This is a genomic window from Synechococcus sp. MW101C3 (genome assembly GCF_002252635.1).
Classification (GTDB): Bacteria; Cyanobacteriota; Cyanobacteriia; order PCC-6307; family Cyanobiaceae; genus MW101C3.
In genome coordinates this window covers 26,740-41,959 of record NZ_NQKX01000002.1, presented here as the reverse complement: position 1 = coordinate 41,959, position 15,220 = coordinate 26,740, and the positions used below count along the sequence as shown (strand labels likewise).

The following is a 15,220-nucleotide window of genomic DNA, read 5'->3' as shown; positions in this document are numbered from 1 at the left end:
GCAACCATGAGCGGCAGCATCGGCGTGGTGGGGGGCGGCCAACTGGCCCTGATGCTGGCGGAAGCGGCGCGGCGGCTGGGCGTCGAGCTTCACGTCCAGACGCCCCTGGCCACCGACCCGGCCGCAGCCCTGGCCACCAGCGTGGTTCTCGCGCCCATCGATGACCTGGCCGGCACCCGGGCCCTGGCTGCCCTGTGCCAGGCGATCAGCTTCGAGAACGAATGGCTCAACCTCGACGCCCTGGCAGCGCTGGAAGCAGAGGGTGTGGTGTTCCTGCCGCGGCTGCAGGCGCTGCAGCCGCTGGTGTCGAAGCGCAGCCAGCGGGAACTGCTCGGCCGCTTGCAGCTGGCCTCGCCCCGCTGGATTCCGCTCGAAGCGGTGCTGGCGCCTCCTGCGGGGCTGGCTCCTGGTCCGCTGCCACAGCCAGAGGGCGGGCCCGCCGCGGGGGGCTGGCAGCCGGTCATCCTTCAGCCTGCCAACCCGCCCGAACCTGCCGCCCCCCATCTGCCGGAGGGCTTCAGCTTTCCCCTGATGGCCAAGGCCGCCACCGGCGGCTACGACGGCCGCGGCACCGCCTGCATCCACGACGACGAGGAACTGGCCGCACTGCTGGAGCGTGTGCCGCCTGAGCAGTGGTTGCTGGAGGAGTTCGTGACATTCGAGCAGGAACTCGCCCTGGTGGCCTGCCGGGATCGCGACGGCAATGTACGCACCTTCCCGCTGGTGCAGACCCACCAGCACAACCGCGTCTGCGACTGGGTGCTCGCCCCCGCCCCTGTGAGCCATGCGGTGCAGGCGCGCGCCCGGAACGTGGCGGCTTCCCTGCTCACGGCGCTCGATTACGCCGGAGTTCTGTCGGTGGAGTTCTTCTACGGTTCAGCCGGGCTCCAGGTGAACGAACTGGCACCCCGCACCCACAATTCCGGCCACTACACGATCGAGGCCACCGCCACCAGCCAGTTCGAGCAGCAGGTGCGCATCGTGCAGGGTCTCGACCTCGGTGACACGGCCCTGAAGGTGCCGGGCGCCCTGATGGTGAACCTGCTGGGCTTTGAAACTGCCGAGTCGTCCTACGAGGAGCAGCGCCGAGCCCTGGCCGACCTGCCCGGCGCCAGCGTGCATTGGTACGGAAAACGGGAGTCGAGTCCGAGCCGCAAGCTGGGCCACGTCACCGTGCTGCTGAGTGAGCAGCAACCGGAACAGCGGCTGCAGGAGGCCATGGATCGCCTCGATCAGGTGCGTGCGATCTGGCCGCTGCCTCCCGAGTAAAAGCCTTAGGGTGTGGTCGAACTGCTGTGTTGGTGACTGCCTTTCACAGTTTTCTGATCTGACTCCTTCTTCGACGTGGGTGGTCTGTCGCGACGGTGACGTATGCCGGCCTTGCTGCTGGAAACGAAGCCCCGCTTTGCCTGCCCCTCTGGTTCTTCCAGGTCGAAATCTGGGGCAAGACGGCACGGCGGTTCACCCTTTTCTCTCTCAAGCTCCCCGGCCGTTGCTGCGGCGTTCATGCGGGCCGGATCACTGCCTCGCCGCCGCCTGGATCCGTCCAGCAAACCGGCGCAACCCCCCCACCACACCTCTTGCTGTCCATCAAGCCTCAGTGAGGCCATCCAACCTCGACTGCAGCGCCTCCTTCTCCAGGGTGGTCACCACGAACACCTCCTGGGCGGTGGTGCCCTTGCGCGCCAGCAGCTTGAAGCCACCTCGGATCGGTGCGGACACCTTCAAGCGCAGCACTGGACTGCGGCCTTTCACGCGGGTGATCACCGCCGGGGTCACCGTGTCGACGCCATCGCCGGCCGCCAGCCGCCGCAACACCGGAATCAGACCCTCGATGTAGGTGCTGTGGGTGATCACCACGCGACCCATCAAACGGTGTCCTTCATGAGAAACGGTCGCAGGAACTGTTAAAACGATGACAGTTCGGAGGGCATTCCGTGCATCAGACACGCGCCGCCATCGCCCGTCAGCTCAGTTCGCACCAGGGTGAAGCCGTTCAGGTGGTGAAGGCCGATGTGGCCCAGGGGCACAGAATCCGTGGATTGGCCGTATGCCCCGGGCGCGTGATGAGCTTCGTGCTCGATGCCTGCACCGGCTCTGTGCGCACGCGCAATCTGCTGGAACTCTCCTCGCTGACGCGTGATCTGGCCTGAGCCGGTCATGCCCGCTCCAGGGGCGCCATGGTGAGCCCTTCGGCGGCGAGTTGCTGGTGGTACAGCTCCGCCTGCTCCTGCGGACCACACCACACCACCGCCGAGCCTTCGGTGTCGATCCGCTTGGCCAGGGCCCAGGCGTGGTCCGGCTGCATGCCGGGGATGTAGGTCAGCAGGCAGGCCACCACGTGCTGATAGGTGTTCACGTCGTCGTCGAGCACCACCACCTTGAAGTTGGGATAGGGCTGCTGCAGGCGCACAGGCTCCAGCACCGTGGCGGCTTTGCCAGGAGCAACGTTCCAAGGGGCAGACCCGGCCCATGGGTTGGCAGACACCCCTGCCCCTGGCGTGGCGAAGAAAAGACGAACCATGGCCATCGCGACCGGCCAATACCGGCAAGGCAGCAGCTTAGGTAAAGTGCGCCGAGTCAAAGCCGTGTCCACGCCATGCTGATCACCCTGGGTTGGTCCTCGCTCGCCGCCCTCTTCAGCTTCTCGATCGCCATGGTGGTGTGGGGCCGCAACGGCGACGGCAGCATCAACTTCTGATCTGAGCCCCGTTCGGCGCAACTGATGCCTGAAACAGCCTTCACCCTCACGAACGCTCTGGCGGTCGTGGCCTCTGTGCTGCTTGTGTTCGTGAGTGGAGGCGTCGTTTACCTGTCCACCGTCGAGTGGCGGGATCGCCGCCGCCGTCAGCGCGCCGCCAACCCGCGTCGATGACCCTCGACCCGCTCAGGCCCATCGCGCCGTGGGCCTGGCGCGAAGCGGGTGACGCTCTGGTGCCGCCTCCCCCACACTCTGCTGCCGATCGATGGAGCTCAGTCCCCACGGACGAGCTGATCGCCAGCCTGGCCTCTGACGAGGAGCAGCTCCCCGATCCTGGCGCTGCCCTGGCACTCTGCGGCGGCGACCATCCTGCGGCAGCCCTGCAGCACGGCGCTGACACGCTGCGCAGGCAACTGGCGGGAGAAACGGTCACCTACGTGATCAACCGCAATCTCAACTTCACGAACCACTGCGTGAAGCACTGTGGGTTCTGTGCCTTTCGCCGGGATGCCGGCGCCGAGGGGGCGTTCTGGCATGGCTTTGCGTTGCTGCAGGAGAAAGCCCGCGCCGCTCAGGCGTGGGGCGCCACTGAGCTGTGTCTGCAGGGCGGCCTCAACCCGATGGCCCGCGAGGCGGGCAGCGCCCTGCGCTACTACGAGGCGCTGCTTGGAGCCTTGCTGGAAGCCGCCCCGGGGATCCATCTGCATGCCTTCTCGCCTCAGGAGCTGCTCTTCATCGCCGAGCAGGACGATTGCCCGCTCGACACCGTGATTCAACGCTTGCGGGAAGCCGGTCTGGGCTCGGTGCCCGGCACCGCCGCCGAGGTGCTGAGTGAGCGGGTGCGTCGGCAGCTGTGCCCCGAAAAGTTGTCGGCGCGCGCCTGGTGCGCGGTGGTGCTGCAGGTGCAGCGCCACGGTCTGGCCAGCACCGCCACGATGATGACGGGTCACATCGAAGCGGCCGCCGATCGTGTGGCCCACTGGTTCACGTTGGTGGCGCTGCAGCAGCGGGCCTGGCAGGCAGGGGTGCCGGGCTTCTCCGAGTTTGTGCTGCTGCCGTTCATCGGCGCCGCCGCGCCTGAGCCCCTGCGGCGCCGGGTGGGCCGCGACCAGCCCGATCGCTCCGCCATGCTCACACTCACCGCCCAGGCCCGCCTGCTGCTGGGGCGCTGGTTGGTGAACCATCAGCCCAGCTGGGTGAAGCTGGGCCTTGATGGGGCCACCGAGGCCCTGCGTTGGGGTTGCAACGACATCGGCGGCACCTTGATGGAAGAACACATCACCACCATGGCCGGCGCCACTGGCGGCACGAGCCGCAGCCCCCAGGAGCTGAGCAGCGCCGCCCTGGGTCTGGGCCGCCCGGTCCGGCAGCGCACCACCCTGTACGGCCCTGTCGCGGCTGAGGCATTGCCCGCATGAGCCTCACCTTCCCTCGCTGGCGTCTGCCTCCGCTCCCCCGGCCAGGTCTGCCCACTCCCAGGATGCCTCGTTGGCGCTCGCTGCTGCCGGTCACAAGCGGCGTGATCGTGCTGCTGCTGCTGCCGGCGCTTCAGCTGCAGCGGTTCCCCCGCTCCAATGCCGCGGGCCTAGAGCGGCTGGTCCCCGTCGCTGCCCTGATTCAGAGCTTTGCCGCTGCGCCCGCTCGCCCCGTGCCCGCACTCTGGCAGGAGCGGCTGTCGCAGCCACTGGCCGCGCGGCTGTGGGCACGGCAGCAGGGGCAGTGGTGGCAGCTGTGGGGAGAGAGCGGTGATGGGGGCACCCTGCTGGCGATCAGTGGCAGGGGCTTCGAGGGACTGCCCGAGCGTGCACTTCCCGCCAACAGCTTTCGCCTTGACGATCTGCTGGTGATTGCCGCGGATCCCCTCTCCCGGCAGCAGCTGCAGCAGCAGCTGAGCCGCACGGCTCGCCCGCCCAAGGGAATGGAGAAGCGCTGCGTGGACCAGCTGCGTTCCGCCCAGACGGTCGCCTGGACGGGCACGGCTGTCAGCCAGCTGACCGGAGCCCTGGCGCCGCTGCTGGGCCGTTTTCAACAGGGTTGCCTGGTGCTGGCGGGAGATGCCACGGGCCTCACCTGGCGGGGGGAAGCCACAGGATCCGGCAAGGCCGCAGCTGCGGCAGAGCTGGCTGAGCTGCCGGCCGTGCCGTCGCGTCAGCCCCTGCCCGCAACACTGCTGCTCGACGTGGAGGGGGATCGCCTGGATCTGCTGTTCGAAGGCCTGCTCAGCCGTCAGTTGATCCGCCAGCCGCTGGTGGATCGGTATGGACTGCAGGAAACCCTGCTGCGGCGGTTAGGCGGCAGCCCGTTCCGGTTGCGGCTGAGCCCCCAGCCGGCGGGGGCCTTCCAGGCGTCCCTCGACCTGCAACTGCAGGTGGGCAAGCAACGGCAGGAGTGGATCCAGTGGCTGGCCCAGTTGCGTGAGGTGCTCAAGCAACAGGGGCTGGTGGAGCAGCTGCCGTCAGCAGCGGAGCGTGCTGGTGAAGCTGCTGCCAACCCGGCCCCTCCCTTGCCCACGGGCGTGTGGCTGCGCCAGGACGGCACCGTGGTGGGGGGATGGCGCTGGATCCAGCCGACCGCCGGCGCCCCGCCGCTGCTGTCCCTGTTTCTGGGCTCGTTGCCGCCACCCGTGCCGGCGCCGCCGCTGCCGAAGATCGAGCTCACTCCTGCAGTGGCCACACTTCCGCAGACCCTGCGGCTGCGTGCAAGACCCCAGGCGCTGGCCGCGTTGGGACTGCTGCCCCCGGCTCTGCCTCCGGTGCTGCAGCAATCTGACCAGTTAGAGCTCGTAGCCCGTTGGCCAGCTGTCGCGAAAGGAAGCAGTAGTGGTCAGGCCCAGGCCTTGTTGGCAGGCTCTCTCACCCTTGACGCTGCACCGGGCGCCGCACCGGTGGAGTCACCGCCAAGGCCCTGAGGGTCAGCCCCAGGGCAAGCCAGCTTCAGGCGCTGGGAGCTGCGGTGCCGCTGCCCGCTTCAGGACCTGCGGCGATGTCAGCGGAGCCGGAGGCCACAGCCACACCGGGCTCCGCGGCAGGAGCTTCAGAGGTAGCGCCAAGGCTCTGGCGCTCACGCCGCCGCCGCTCAGCCGCCACCGTTTCCTCCATCAGCTCAACGGCCTGGGCCATCTTCTCGAGGTTGGACACATACAGGCTGAGGTCCTTGTCGACACGATCCTTGAGCAGACCCATCGCTTCGCCGGTGTCGTGGGCGGCCTGGCGCAGGGCTTGGGGCTCCACAGCGTCAGCCCCTTTGGCCTTTTGCAGCAGGCTGAGCAGCCCGACGGCAAGCAGACGCGAATAGTGGAAGTCCGGGCGCTTCACCGCCTGGAGAACACCAGCGATCGGCTCAGGAGCACCGGTGCCCTGCTCGGTGATCCAGCGGCGCACGTCTTCGACGCTGTGCTGGCCCACGGCCGCCACTGCCTCATTGCGCAGGCGGCGGAAATGATCGGCCTCATAGCCGCAGGCCGCGCACAGGGCCTGGAACAGCGGTTCCCTCTGCGCTTCAGGCCGATAGCCACGGGCGAAGCTGTCGAACACCTGGGTCAGGCCGACCGCGAACAGCGGATCGATCTGAAAGCCCTTCTGGCGGCTTAGCAGATGCAGCTCCACCAGCAGTTCGTCCACCATGCGCCGGTAGAGGGGCGCGATCACATGGGGAAACGCACGATGGAACGAACGCTTGCTGTCAGCGACGGTGAGGCAGGCGCCCACACTGATTCTCCTGGTTATCTGGACCTTAGCGCTGCCCCCTCCCGCCCGATGGGCCGGCGCCACCGCTAGCGCTCACTGAGCTGGACCTGCTCCGGCGAGCTGGCCCAGGCCCAGCGAGGGGGAACCGTGGGTGCACTGGCCTCGGTAAGATGGGGGAGTTGCTGATTTTTCGTCCATGATCCCGATCGTGATTGAGGATTCGGGCCGGGGCGAGCGCGCGTTCGATATTTATTCCCGGCTGCTGCGCGAGCGCATCATTTTTCTTGGTGAAACGGTCACGGCGGAATCTGCCAACCGGGTGGTGGCTCAGTTGCTGTTTCTGGAAGCAGAAGACCCTGAAAAGGACATCTTCCTTTACATCAACTCTCCCGGTGGCTCCGTCTACGACGGCCTTGGCATCTTCGACACGATGCAGCACATCAAGCCCGACGTCCAGACCGTCTGCGTGGGCCTGGCCGCCAGCATGGGGGCCTTTCTTCTCACGGCCGGCGCCAAGGGCAAGCGCAGCAGCCTGCACCACTCGCGCATCATGATCCACCAGCCGCTCGGTGGCGCCCGCGGCCAGGCCAGCGATATCCGCATTCAGGCCAACGAAATCCTCTTCCTCAAAGACAAGCTCAACCGCGAACTGGCTGATCGCACCGGCCAACCCCTCGATCGCATCCAGGTCGACACCGACCGTGACTTCTTTATGTCACCGGCAGAAGCGGTGAGCTACGGCCTGATCGACAAAGTGATCGAACGCCGCCCGATCCGCCCTGTGGATTGAGACGTCAGGTCCTGGTTGCCGGCGCATCCGCAACTCTTCACGCCTGGAGCCAATGGCCGAAGCGCGGTAGTCCTCACCAGCTTCTGTTGCTTCCAGGCGTATTTGTCAACGCGCACTGTGCCAGCGCCATCAGCACTCAGTTCATCGCCCCGAAGCGCAGCGCCGACTTTACGCCTACCTAAGAGTCAGCTAACTGCTAACGCTTGTCACTTGCAACAAATAGGCCCGAAGGATAACTCGAAAAGCGACCATACAATTTAACCCTACAATCTGACCCTGCCAACTGACTCAAAAGCGCCCCGAGAGAGAGGGTGGAAGGAGGCAAACGATAGAGCCAACCCTCAATCGATGACGATCCGCGTAAACAAGCAAGAACTCGCTGTGCATTGACAGACATTCTCAGGATTGGTTCTCCGAGAATGGATAACGCAGGACTTGGATGATCGCGAAATCAATGACTTGATGATCAACCATCGATTTACTCAACGTTCTGCAAACAGTCTTCCGAGTGTCGGCCTATTGAAGACTATTGAAGTTGAGTCCTTCAGACTTTACCGACCTTCTGGAATTGCTGCTTTAGAAGCTGAACTCCAGGAAAGGGGGCATGCCGGCTTCCTGAAAGCGAGGAGTCGAAACCAAGGCTCAATCTTTCGGTTGATCCGACTTAAGCAAGTAGCTCTTGCTGAATTTCAGCTCTTTCCAAAGAGAGCGGATTTGGTCGTAGGCATCGGTTTGGGTGATCTTGCCATTGGCCTGCAATCCCACGATCAGTCCCACACGGTCGGCGAACTGCTCAAGGTTTTGGTGAAAAGCTGCGCCCTCAGGGGTCCAGTCGTCACCGTGGTAACGACTGAACGACTCCATCGGGGATTTGATATCGCTCAACGCTCTGATGCAATGAGGCCAATTTTATCGGACCAAGCGGGATGAAAAGACTGATCAGGGTTAATAGCAGATAAAGGAAGGGGCTGATGTCGCAAGGTCATCAGCCCTTGGCCTGGCTCAGGTGGTGGCTGGCAGCAGGGGGGAGAAGCGTTCCTTTTCTGGAATCACACTGAATTCAGCCACGATGCTGCGGAACTCGTCTCCGTTGAGGCTTTCCTTTTCGATCAACAGTTCCACCAGGCGATCCATGCATTCGCGGTGATTGCCTACCAGCTCAAGGGTGTCCTGGTAGCAACGGTCCACGATCAGGCGCACCTGCTCATCGATGCGGCGCGCGATCGATTCCGACACGTCGCTGCGGGTCATCAGGTCGCGGCCAAGGAACACCTCCTGGTTGCCTGCCTCCAACGAAACGGGGCCAAGATCGCTCATGCCGAAGCGGGTGACCATCTGACGGGCAAGGCCCGCCACCATCTGGATGTCACCGCCAGCACCGGTGGTGACTTCGGCATGGCCGAACACCACGGCTTCAGCAGCACGCCCGCCCAGGGCACCCATGATCCGTGCCTGCAACTGGGAGCGGCTCACAAGCATCTGCTCTTCATCGGGGGCAAACCAGGTGAGGCCCTGGGCCTGGCCGCGAGGAATCAGTGTGACCTTCTGCACGGGGTCGTGGTTTTTCACCAGGGTGCCCACCAGGGCATGGCCCACTTCGTGATAGGCAATCAGGCGCTTGCTGCGTCCATCGGTGAGCGGCTTGCCTTCCATGCCGGCGATCACCCGATCCACAGCGTCGTCGATCTCAGCCAGGCTGGTGGCCTCCTTGCGGCGCCGCGCGGTGAGGATGGCCGCCTCGTTGAGCAGGTTGGCAAGATCGGCCCCTGTGAAGCCGGGGGTGCGACGCGCAATCGCCTCAAGCGACACATCCTCAGCGAGTTTCTTGTTGCGGGAGTGCACTTCCAGAATCGAGAGGCGGCCCTTGATGTCAGGCGCGTCGACGCTCACCTGACGGTCGAACCGGCCCGGACGCATCAGCGCTGAATCGAGCACATCGGGGCGGTTGGTGGCCGCGATGATGATGATGCCGCTGTTGCCTTCAAAGCCATCCATCTCCGTCAGGAGCTGGTTGAGGGTCTGCTCGCGCTCATCGTTGCCGCCGCCGATGCCGGCGCCGCGCTGGCGTCCCACCGCGTCAATTTCATCGATGAAGATGAGGCAGGGGCTGTTTTCCTTGGCCCGCTTGAACAGGTCGCGCACGCGGCTGGCGCCGACGCCCACGAACATCTCCACGAACTCGGAGCCGGAGAGGGAGAAGAAAGGCACACCGGCCTCACCGGCGATCGCCTTGGCCAGGAGGGTCTTGCCGGTGCCAGGGGGGCCCACCAGCAGAAGTCCACGCGGAATCTTGGCGCCCACCGAAGTGAAGCGTTCGGGCTGCTTGAGGAAGGTGACAACCTCCTGCAGGTCTTCCTTCGCTTCTTCCACGCCGGCCACATCGGCGAACTTCACGCCGGTTTCCGCTTCCATGGCGAAGCGGGCTTTGGTTTTGCCGAACTGCATGGCCTGGCCAGGACCGCCGGGCATGCCCGAGGAGCGGCGTGCCAGGAAAATCAGGGAACCGATCAGCAGCAGCGGGAACAGCAGGTTGCCGAGCAGGCCCAGGGCCGGCGGCGAATTGCGCGGCGGGTGGATGTCGAAGCTGATGCCCTTCTGCTTGAGATTGTTGATCAGCTCAGGGGCCACGCCGGGCAGATCCACACGCAGGCGCTGCACGCGGTTGTCGAGGTCCGGGTCCACCGCCTCGATCACGGCACTGCGGCCGCCGTCGTAGATGTCCACCGCGGTGACGCGTCCCGCCTCCACGTAGTCGAGGAAGCGGCCGTAGCTCATGCGGGCCACAGCCGTGTTACGTGCGCTGGAGATGCCGGCACCGGTGCTATCAGCGAAGCGGGCGGGGCCGCCACTGCCGAGCACCTGCCAGCCAAGAAACACAGCCACTCCGACAGGGAGAAGCCAAAGTGCGATCAGACGCCAGCGCTGGTTCATGGCTGAGAGGTTGTTTTAACAACTGTAAAGCTCGGGATCCAAGATGGAGACTGCTCCCTCCAGATCCGCGCTTCCCTCAGCCTGCCATGGTGGGGCGGGTTTCCTGAGAATCCGGCTGCAGCCCCTCGGCCAGCACCACCCCCGGATCGCTTTCCATCAGCAGGTCGTTCACCGACAGCGTTTCGATCAGGTCGGGGCCGCCAAGGGTGTGGGTCCAGATCTCCACTTCACTGCTGGGGGGGGCCTCGAAGCTGAGGAACTCGAAGGGAAACGCCACCCGTTCCAGATAGAAGGTTTCAGGGCCGCAGCAACGAAGGATCACCATGCGGTCGCTGGCGTTGCGATACCCGCAGGGGAGTAGTGCCACGGTTGGTGCCTCATCTCAGAACCCTCATAAACGCACCATCGGCACCTCCCGTTTGGTCACAGTGACCACCAATAGGCTTTCTTAATCTTTTCTCGGGATTGTGTGGCGGGGCCTGATCGGTTCAGAGGCTCCGTAAAGCCACGATCGGATCCAGCCGCGCCGCGCGCCGCGCCGGCACCACCCCGAAGAACAATCCGATCGAGCCGGATAGCCCCACCGTGAACAGCACGCTGCCGGCATCGATCGAAGCCGGCAGGGGCGTGAAGCGGGCGACCCCTGCCACCGTGGCCAGCCCCACCGCGCTGCCGATCAAGCCACCGAGGCTGGCCAGCACCAGCGACTCCACCAGGAACTGGGCCAGCACATCGCCGCTGCGGGCGCCCACCGCTTTGCGTAGCCCGATCTCCTGAGTGCGCTCGCTCACCGACACCAACATGATGTTCATGATGCCGATGCCGCCCACCAGCAGGGACACGCCGCCGATCGCGCCAAGCATCAGGGTGAGTCCGCCGGTGATGGTGCCCACGATCGAAAGCGCATCCTGCTGGGACCGCACCGCGAAGTCGTCCTCGCGCAGGATGCGGTGCCGCTGGCGCAGCAGGTTGGTGATCTGGAACTTGGCGGCGCCGGTGCTGGCCTCATCGCGCGCCTCCACGCTGATGAACGTCAGCACCACGCCGTACGTTGGATCGCGGCCGCTCAGTTTGCTCACCATGGTGGTGAGCGGGATGTAAGCAGCCTCGTCCTGGTTGTTGCCGAACACCGCCCCCTTCGCGGCCGTCACGCCGATCACCTCAAAGGATTGGTCGCGGATGCGCAGGATCTTGCCGATCGGGGAATCGCCAGGCAGCAGCTTGTTGCGCAGATCCGGGCCGATCACCACCACGTTGCGGGCGGAGCTGAGATCTTCTTCGCTGAAGAAGCGGCCCTGGGCGATCTCGAAGCGGCGCACTGGCAGGAATTCAGGCGTGATGCCCGACACCGACGCGCTGGAGCTGCGCGCGCCTGCCTGCACCACCAGATTCATGGTGATCTGGGGGGCCACCCGCCGCACAGAAGGCACCTGGGAGGCGATCGCTTCCGCATCTTCCAACACAAGAGTGCGGGGGTTCTGGAGCCCCTGGCGGCGGGTGTCGTTGTTGCCGGGCACCACAAAAAGCACGTTGGCGCCCAGGGTGCTGAGCTGCCCTTCCGCCAGGTTCTGGGCCCCCTTGCCCACCCCCACCAGGGTGATCACCGAGGCATTGCCGATCACGATGCCGAGCATGGTCAGCAGGCTGCGCATGCGGTTGGCCCCCAGCGTGGAGAGCGACATCCGGATGGTTTCGCCAATGGGCAGCTTCGACGCCATGCCTGAAACGGGTTCAGGGCTCATCATGGCCAGCCCGAACGGCGCCCGGGCGTGTCAGATCTCTGGGGTCTGGCGGCCACCCTGGGTGTGGTTGCGTGCGCCGCGGTGCACGAGGCCCTCGCGCAGCTCGAGCGTGACGAACTCGCCGTGGCGGAGATCGGTGGTGGCATTGGCCACGCCCACGATCACCGGTACGCCTAGGCGCTGAGCGATAACGGCGGCATGGCTGTCACTGCCATCCGTTTCGGCGATCACGCCCCGCGATTTGCGGATCGCCTCCACGTAGGCCACGGTGGTTTCACGCACCACCAGGATTTCACCTGCCTCCAGCCGCGCTGCGTCTTCAGGGCTGTTGGCCACGTGCACCCGGCCACTGACGGAGCCATCGCCGATGCCCAGACCGCGACCGAGCACGGCCGAAACAATGCCGACTTTCACCAGATCGGTGGAGCCGCTGACACCCGCCAGGGTGCCGGCGGTCTGCACCACCAGGTCGCCGTCCTTGAGCAGGCCCTGCTCCTGAGCCACCCCCATCGCCAGGGTGAAGGTGCTGGTGGTGGAGTCCTGGTTGCTGATCAGCAGGGGGTTCACCCCCCACACGAGCTGCAGCTGGCGGGCCACGTTCACATCGTTGGTGATCGCCAGAATCGTGGTGGAGGGGCGGAACTTGCTGACGTTCCGGGCGGTGGCACCGGTTTTGGTGAGCGGCAGGATCGCCGCCGCCTGGAGCTGGCGCGCAATCGTGCTCACCGCCTGGCTGATGGAATTGGGGATCGTGCTCGCCATATGCGAATCGACGTGCCGGGTGGGGTAGTCGCGCTCGATCCTCAAGGCGATGCGGGCCATGGTGGCCACCGCCTCCACGGGATAGTCACCCACGGCGGTTTCGTTGGACAGCATCACCGCATCGGTGCCATCCAGGATGGCGTTCGCCACGTCGCTCACTTCGGCGCGAGTTGGCCGCGGACAGCTGGCCATGCTGTCAAGCATCTGCGTGGCCGTGATGATCGGGATCCCGAGCATGTTGGCCTTGCGGATCAGGTCCTTCTGCAGCAGCGGCACTTCCTCGGCAGGCATCTCCACGCCCAGGTCTCCGCGGGCCACCATCACCCCGTCGCAGAGGGGCAGGATCGCGTCGATCTGATCGATCGCCTCGAACTTCTCAATCTTGGCGATCACCGGAGTGCTGTGTCCCAGCGTGGCAATCAGCTCGCGGATCTCCTGCATGTCGGAGGGGTTGCGCACGAAGCTGAGCGCCACCCAATCGACCCCCTGTTGCAGACCGAAGGCGAGGTCCTGGCGGTCTTTGGTGGTGAGAGCCCGGATCGAGAGCTGCACATCGGGGAAGTTCACCCCTTTGTTGTTGGAGAGCACGCCGCCCACCACCACCGTGCAGTGGAGTGTGCGACCCGTCTGATCCACCGCGTCGACCACCATCTCCACCCGGCCGTCATCCAGCAGGATGCGGCTGCCGGCGGGCACCTCATCGGCCAGCTTGTCGTACGTGATCGTGGCCACCGACTGGGTGCAGGGCACCTCCCTGGAGGTGAGCGCAAAGGGATCGCCGTTGGCGAGGGTGATCGGCCCCTGCTCGAAGCGACCGAGCCGGATCTTCGGCCCCTGAAGGTCGAGCAGGATGCCTACGTGGATGCCCAGCTCATGGGCCACCTGACGGATGGTGGCGATGCGCAGGGCGTGCTCGGAATGATCGCCGTGCGAGAAATTCAGGCGAAAGGTGGTGGCACCGGCGTGAATGAGTTCACGCAGGCGCTCGGGGCTTTCGGTGGCCGGACCGATGGTCGCCACGATCTTGGTGCGACGCGAAAGATCGGGAGCAGCCATCGGAGCGCCGGACGGTGAGCGGAAACTACCATCCGAAACCACCAGGCACCCGCCGCGCCCGTCGCCATGGAGCTCAACCACTACCAGCAGGAAGCGCGCTCCACCGCCCGCTACCCCTCGGTGGGAAGCAATCCCATCTACCCCACCCTGGGGCTCTGCGGAGAGGCCGGCGAAGTGGCAGACAAGGTCAAGAAGGTGCTGCGCGACGGGGACGGGAGCTTCGACGCGGACGTGCGAAGCGCGATCATGCTGGAGCTGGGAGACGTGCTCTGGTACGTGGCTCAGCTGTCAAGCGAGCTCGGTTTCGATCTCAACACCGTGGCAGCCGCCAACCTCGCCAAGCTTGCCGACCGTCAATGCCGCAATGTCATCGGTGGCAGCGGCGATCAGCGCTGAACCCAGCGGCAGCATCCGATGGGGCCGGCACGCGCTCGTACCGCGACCACCTGGCCTCACCCGGGCCCACTCGCAACTGCAGGGCATGACCAGCCCCCTGTCGCTCTTGGTGCGCCTGAGCCCGTCTTTCGCCATTGTTTTCCGATCCCCCTGCGTTCCTGGAGTGCCATGCAGAACCTGCGTGATCGCCTTGTTCATGCCATGTGCTGGGGGCGATTCTTCGCACCGATCCAGGACGCGGAACAAGCTTTGAGCCGGCGGTCTGCCCGCGCCCTGAAAGCCTGCCTGGCTCGCCGTCCTCAGCGCCTGCTGGGGCCGCTTCTGCCCCCTGTGATGCTGGCTTCCCTGCTGGTGGCCTTCGTGCTCCTCGGCCCTGTGCCGCCGGGCTGGGCCGCCGATCTGGTGGTGAGTGACGTGTCCCTGGAGGCCTGCCCGGCCGCTGATGCGGGCGCCCAACCCCTCCTGCGCCGTGCCGCCGAAGCCAGCTGCTATGCCCTGCGGGGCGTGGTGGAGAACCCGGGCCGCAAGCCCGTTGTCGACACTGATGTGTTCGCCGTGATCGTGGATGCCAGCGGCGAGCCGGTGCTGCAGAACCGCAGCCGGGTGGGCTCGATCGGTGATGTGCCGCCCGGCCGCTCCGACTTCGCCCTGCGCCTGGCCGTTCCCGCTGGCACGCCAGAACCCTTGCAGGTGCGCAAGGCCCGTGCCCATGGCTTCAGCGCCCCCGTGCGCACACGCGCGGCGGAAGGCGATGAATTGCTGCCACTGGAGCAGGCGGTGCAGGAGCAGGAATTGAGCTGATCGCGCAGGCCTCAGCCGCCGTGATCAGCGGGTGGAGTCAGTAACCGAAGCCGGCGCCGGCGCCCATCAGCGAGCCACTCGCTGCGCCCAGCAGGCTCTGGCCCAGGCTGAGCGCCAGGAAGGCGATCAGGGCAGAAAGGTCAAGGCCGCCAATGGGCGGAATCAGCCCCCGAAAGGCGTTGAGATAGGGATCGGTGATCGAGCTCACGGTGGAGAGCACCGGGTTGCTCCAGTCGAGATTGGGGAACCAGCTCAGCAGCACCCGCACCAGCAGCACCAGGCTGTAGATGCTGAGGGTCTGGGCCAGCACCGCAAACAACTGGCTCAGGATCGTCAGGGACATGGGCGCCATCGG

The 15,220-nt window shown here is 65.6% G+C and carries 18 protein-coding genes and 1 other RNA gene; 10 read left to right on the top strand and 9 right to left on the bottom strand.

Features of this window, described 5'->3' with window-relative positions; all coding sequences use genetic code 11:
- Window positions 1-6: 6 nt before the first annotated feature.
- Window positions 7-1,269: a 5-(carboxyamino)imidazole ribonucleotide synthase gene (locus CJZ80_RS02465; protein WP_094510514.1), complete on the top strand. Its 1,263-nt coding sequence runs from the start codon at window positions 7-9 to the stop codon at window positions 1,267-1,269.
- Window positions 1,270-1,284: 15 nt separating this feature from the next.
- Window positions 1,285-1,467, top strand: a non-coding RNA gene (ssrS, locus tag CJZ80_RS02460) — 6S RNA.
- A gap of 123 nt (window positions 1,468-1,590) precedes the next feature.
- Here ssrS and CJZ80_RS02455 read toward each other — a convergent pair.
- A complete protein-coding gene (locus CJZ80_RS02455) occupies window positions 1,591-1,869 on the bottom strand; it encodes a DUF2103 domain-containing protein (RefSeq protein ID WP_094510513.1) in 279 nt (92 codons plus the stop codon).
- Window positions 1,870-1,937: 68 nt separating this feature from the next.
- Between CJZ80_RS02455 and CJZ80_RS02450 the strand changes: the two genes are divergently transcribed.
- Window positions 1,938-2,153, top strand: a complete 216-nt coding sequence (locus CJZ80_RS02450) for a hypothetical protein (protein ID WP_094510512.1) — start codon at window positions 1,938-1,940, stop codon at window positions 2,151-2,153.
- A gap of 5 nt (window positions 2,154-2,158) precedes the next feature.
- On the opposite strand, the gene clpS is transcribed toward CJZ80_RS02450, so the two are convergent.
- The gene (clpS, locus tag CJZ80_RS02445) at window positions 2,159-2,524 is read right to left on the bottom strand and encodes an ATP-dependent Clp protease adapter ClpS (RefSeq protein ID WP_094510757.1); all 366 of its coding nucleotides are present in this window, start codon (window positions 2,522-2,524) and stop codon (window positions 2,159-2,161) included.
- Between the two features lie 75 nt (window positions 2,525-2,599).
- On the opposite strand from clpS, the gene petN reads away from it, so the two are divergent.
- The 4 genes from petN to CJZ80_RS02430 all read left to right on the top strand — a co-directional run bounded on the left by petN (window position 2,600) and on the right by CJZ80_RS02430 (window position 5,609).
- Window positions 2,600-2,701 (top strand): cytochrome b6-f complex subunit PetN, encoded by a 102-nt coding sequence (gene petN / locus CJZ80_RS02440; RefSeq protein ID WP_094510511.1) that lies wholly within the window; start codon window positions 2,600-2,602, stop codon window positions 2,699-2,701.
- 24 nt (window positions 2,702-2,725) lie between these two features.
- On the top strand, window positions 2,726-2,875 hold the full coding sequence (locus CJZ80_RS15415; RefSeq protein WP_198948206.1) for a hypothetical protein: 150 nt from the start codon (window positions 2,726-2,728) through the stop codon (window positions 2,873-2,875).
- Window positions 2,872-4,119 (top strand): CofH family radical SAM protein, encoded by a 1,248-nt coding sequence (locus tag CJZ80_RS02435; RefSeq protein WP_094510510.1) that lies wholly within the window; start codon window positions 2,872-2,874, stop codon window positions 4,117-4,119. Before CJZ80_RS15415 ends, CJZ80_RS02435 begins: the two co-directional genes overlap by 4 nt.
- A 62-nt stretch (window positions 4,120-4,181) precedes the next feature.
- Window positions 4,182-5,609, top strand: coding sequence for a hypothetical protein (locus CJZ80_RS02430; protein ID WP_094510509.1), 1,428 nt, complete (start codon window positions 4,182-4,184; stop codon window positions 5,607-5,609).
- 25 nt (window positions 5,610-5,634) lie between these two features.
- On the opposite strand, the gene psb29 is transcribed toward CJZ80_RS02430, so the two are convergent.
- A complete protein-coding gene (gene psb29, locus CJZ80_RS02425; RefSeq protein WP_198948205.1) occupies window positions 5,635-6,408 on the bottom strand; it encodes a photosystem II biogenesis protein Psp29 in 774 nt (257 codons plus the stop codon).
- A 175-nt stretch (window positions 6,409-6,583) separates the two neighbouring features.
- Between psb29 and clpP the strand changes: the two genes are divergently transcribed.
- Complete coding sequence (gene clpP / locus CJZ80_RS02420; RefSeq protein ID WP_094510508.1) at window positions 6,584-7,177, top strand: ATP-dependent Clp endopeptidase proteolytic subunit ClpP; 594 nt, start codon at window positions 6,584-6,586, stop codon at window positions 7,175-7,177.
- A gap of 642 nt (window positions 7,178-7,819) precedes the next feature.
- Here the strand turns inward: clpP and CJZ80_RS02415 are convergent.
- The 5 genes from CJZ80_RS02415 to pyk all read right to left on the bottom strand — a co-directional run bounded on the left by CJZ80_RS02415 (window position 7,820) and on the right by pyk (window position 13,668).
- Window positions 7,820-8,062 carry a hypothetical protein gene (locus CJZ80_RS02415; protein WP_369802980.1) on the bottom strand — a complete coding sequence of 81 codons (243 nt, stop codon included), beginning with the start codon at window positions 8,060-8,062 and terminating at the stop codon, window positions 7,820-7,822.
- A 117-nt stretch (window positions 8,063-8,179) separates the two neighbouring features.
- Window positions 8,180-10,108 (bottom strand): ATP-dependent zinc metalloprotease FtsH, encoded by a 1,929-nt coding sequence (gene ftsH, locus CJZ80_RS02410; protein ID WP_094510506.1) that lies wholly within the window; start codon window positions 10,106-10,108, stop codon window positions 8,180-8,182.
- A gap of 76 nt (window positions 10,109-10,184) precedes the next feature.
- The gene (locus tag CJZ80_RS02405; protein WP_094510505.1) at window positions 10,185-10,475 is read right to left on the bottom strand and encodes a DUF1830 domain-containing protein; all 291 of its coding nucleotides are present in this window, start codon (window positions 10,473-10,475) and stop codon (window positions 10,185-10,187) included.
- Between the two features lie 121 nt (window positions 10,476-10,596).
- A complete protein-coding gene (locus CJZ80_RS02400) occupies window positions 10,597-11,826 on the bottom strand; it encodes an ABC transporter permease (protein ID WP_094510504.1) in 1,230 nt (409 codons plus the stop codon).
- Between the two features lie 54 nt (window positions 11,827-11,880).
- Entirely contained in the window at window positions 11,881-13,668 is a 1,788-nt protein-coding gene (gene pyk, locus CJZ80_RS02395) for a pyruvate kinase (RefSeq protein ID WP_094510503.1), read from the bottom strand.
- 66 nt (window positions 13,669-13,734) lie between these two features.
- Between pyk and CJZ80_RS02390 the strand changes: the two genes are divergently transcribed.
- Window positions 13,735-14,064 (top strand): nucleoside triphosphate pyrophosphohydrolase family protein, encoded by a 330-nt coding sequence (locus CJZ80_RS02390; protein WP_094510502.1) that lies wholly within the window; start codon window positions 13,735-13,737, stop codon window positions 14,062-14,064.
- A gap of 333 nt (window positions 14,065-14,397) precedes the next feature.
- Entirely contained in the window at window positions 14,398-14,865 is a 468-nt protein-coding gene (locus CJZ80_RS02385) for a hypothetical protein (protein WP_094510755.1), read from the top strand.
- Window positions 14,866-14,902: 37 nt separating this feature from the next.
- On the opposite strand, the gene CJZ80_RS02380 is transcribed toward CJZ80_RS02385, so the two are convergent.
- Window positions 14,903-15,208 (bottom strand): YggT family protein, encoded by a 306-nt coding sequence (locus CJZ80_RS02380; protein WP_369802979.1) that lies wholly within the window; start codon window positions 15,206-15,208, stop codon window positions 14,903-14,905.
- Between the last annotated feature and the right edge of the window lie 12 nt (window positions 15,209-15,220).

Bases quoted from the DNA above. Each gene is read 5' to 3' on its own strand.
- CJZ80_RS02465 (WP_094510514.1), top strand. From the start codon at position 7: ATGAGCGGCAGCATCGGCGTGGTGGGGGGCGGCCAACTGGCCCTGATG.
- CJZ80_RS02455 (WP_094510513.1), bottom strand. From the start codon at position 1,869: ATGGGTCGCGTGGTGATCACCCACAGCACCTACATCGAGGGTCTGATT.
- clpS (WP_094510757.1), bottom strand. From the start codon at position 2,524: ATGGTTCGTCTTTTCTTCGCCACGCCAGGGGCAGGGGTGTCTGCCAAC.
- petN (WP_094510511.1), top strand. From the start codon at position 2,600: ATGCTGATCACCCTGGGTTGGTCCTCGCTCGCCGCCCTCTTCAGCTTC.
- CJZ80_RS15415 (WP_198948206.1), top strand. From the start codon at position 2,726: ATGCCTGAAACAGCCTTCACCCTCACGAACGCTCTGGCGGTCGTGGCC.
- CJZ80_RS02435 (WP_094510510.1), top strand. From the start codon at position 2,872: ATGACCCTCGACCCGCTCAGGCCCATCGCGCCGTGGGCCTGGCGCGAA.
- CJZ80_RS02430 (WP_094510509.1), top strand. From the start codon at position 4,182: ATGCCTCGTTGGCGCTCGCTGCTGCCGGTCACAAGCGGCGTGATCGTG.
- clpP (WP_094510508.1), top strand. From the start codon at position 6,584: ATGATCCCGATCGTGATTGAGGATTCGGGCCGGGGCGAGCGCGCGTTC.
- ftsH (WP_094510506.1), bottom strand. From the start codon at position 10,108: ATGAACCAGCGCTGGCGTCTGATCGCACTTTGGCTTCTCCCTGTCGGA.
- CJZ80_RS02400 (WP_094510504.1), bottom strand. From the start codon at position 11,826: ATGGCGTCGAAGCTGCCCATTGGCGAAACCATCCGGATGTCGCTCTCC.
- pyk (WP_094510503.1), bottom strand. From the start codon at position 13,668: ATGGCTGCTCCCGATCTTTCGCGTCGCACCAAGATCGTGGCGACCATC.
- CJZ80_RS02390 (WP_094510502.1), top strand. From the start codon at position 13,735: ATGGAGCTCAACCACTACCAGCAGGAAGCGCGCTCCACCGCCCGCTAC.
- CJZ80_RS02385 (WP_094510755.1), top strand. From the start codon at position 14,398: ATGCTGGCTTCCCTGCTGGTGGCCTTCGTGCTCCTCGGCCCTGTGCCG.
- CJZ80_RS02380 (WP_369802979.1), bottom strand. From the start codon at position 15,208: ATGTCCCTGACGATCCTGAGCCAGTTGTTTGCGGTGCTGGCCCAGACC.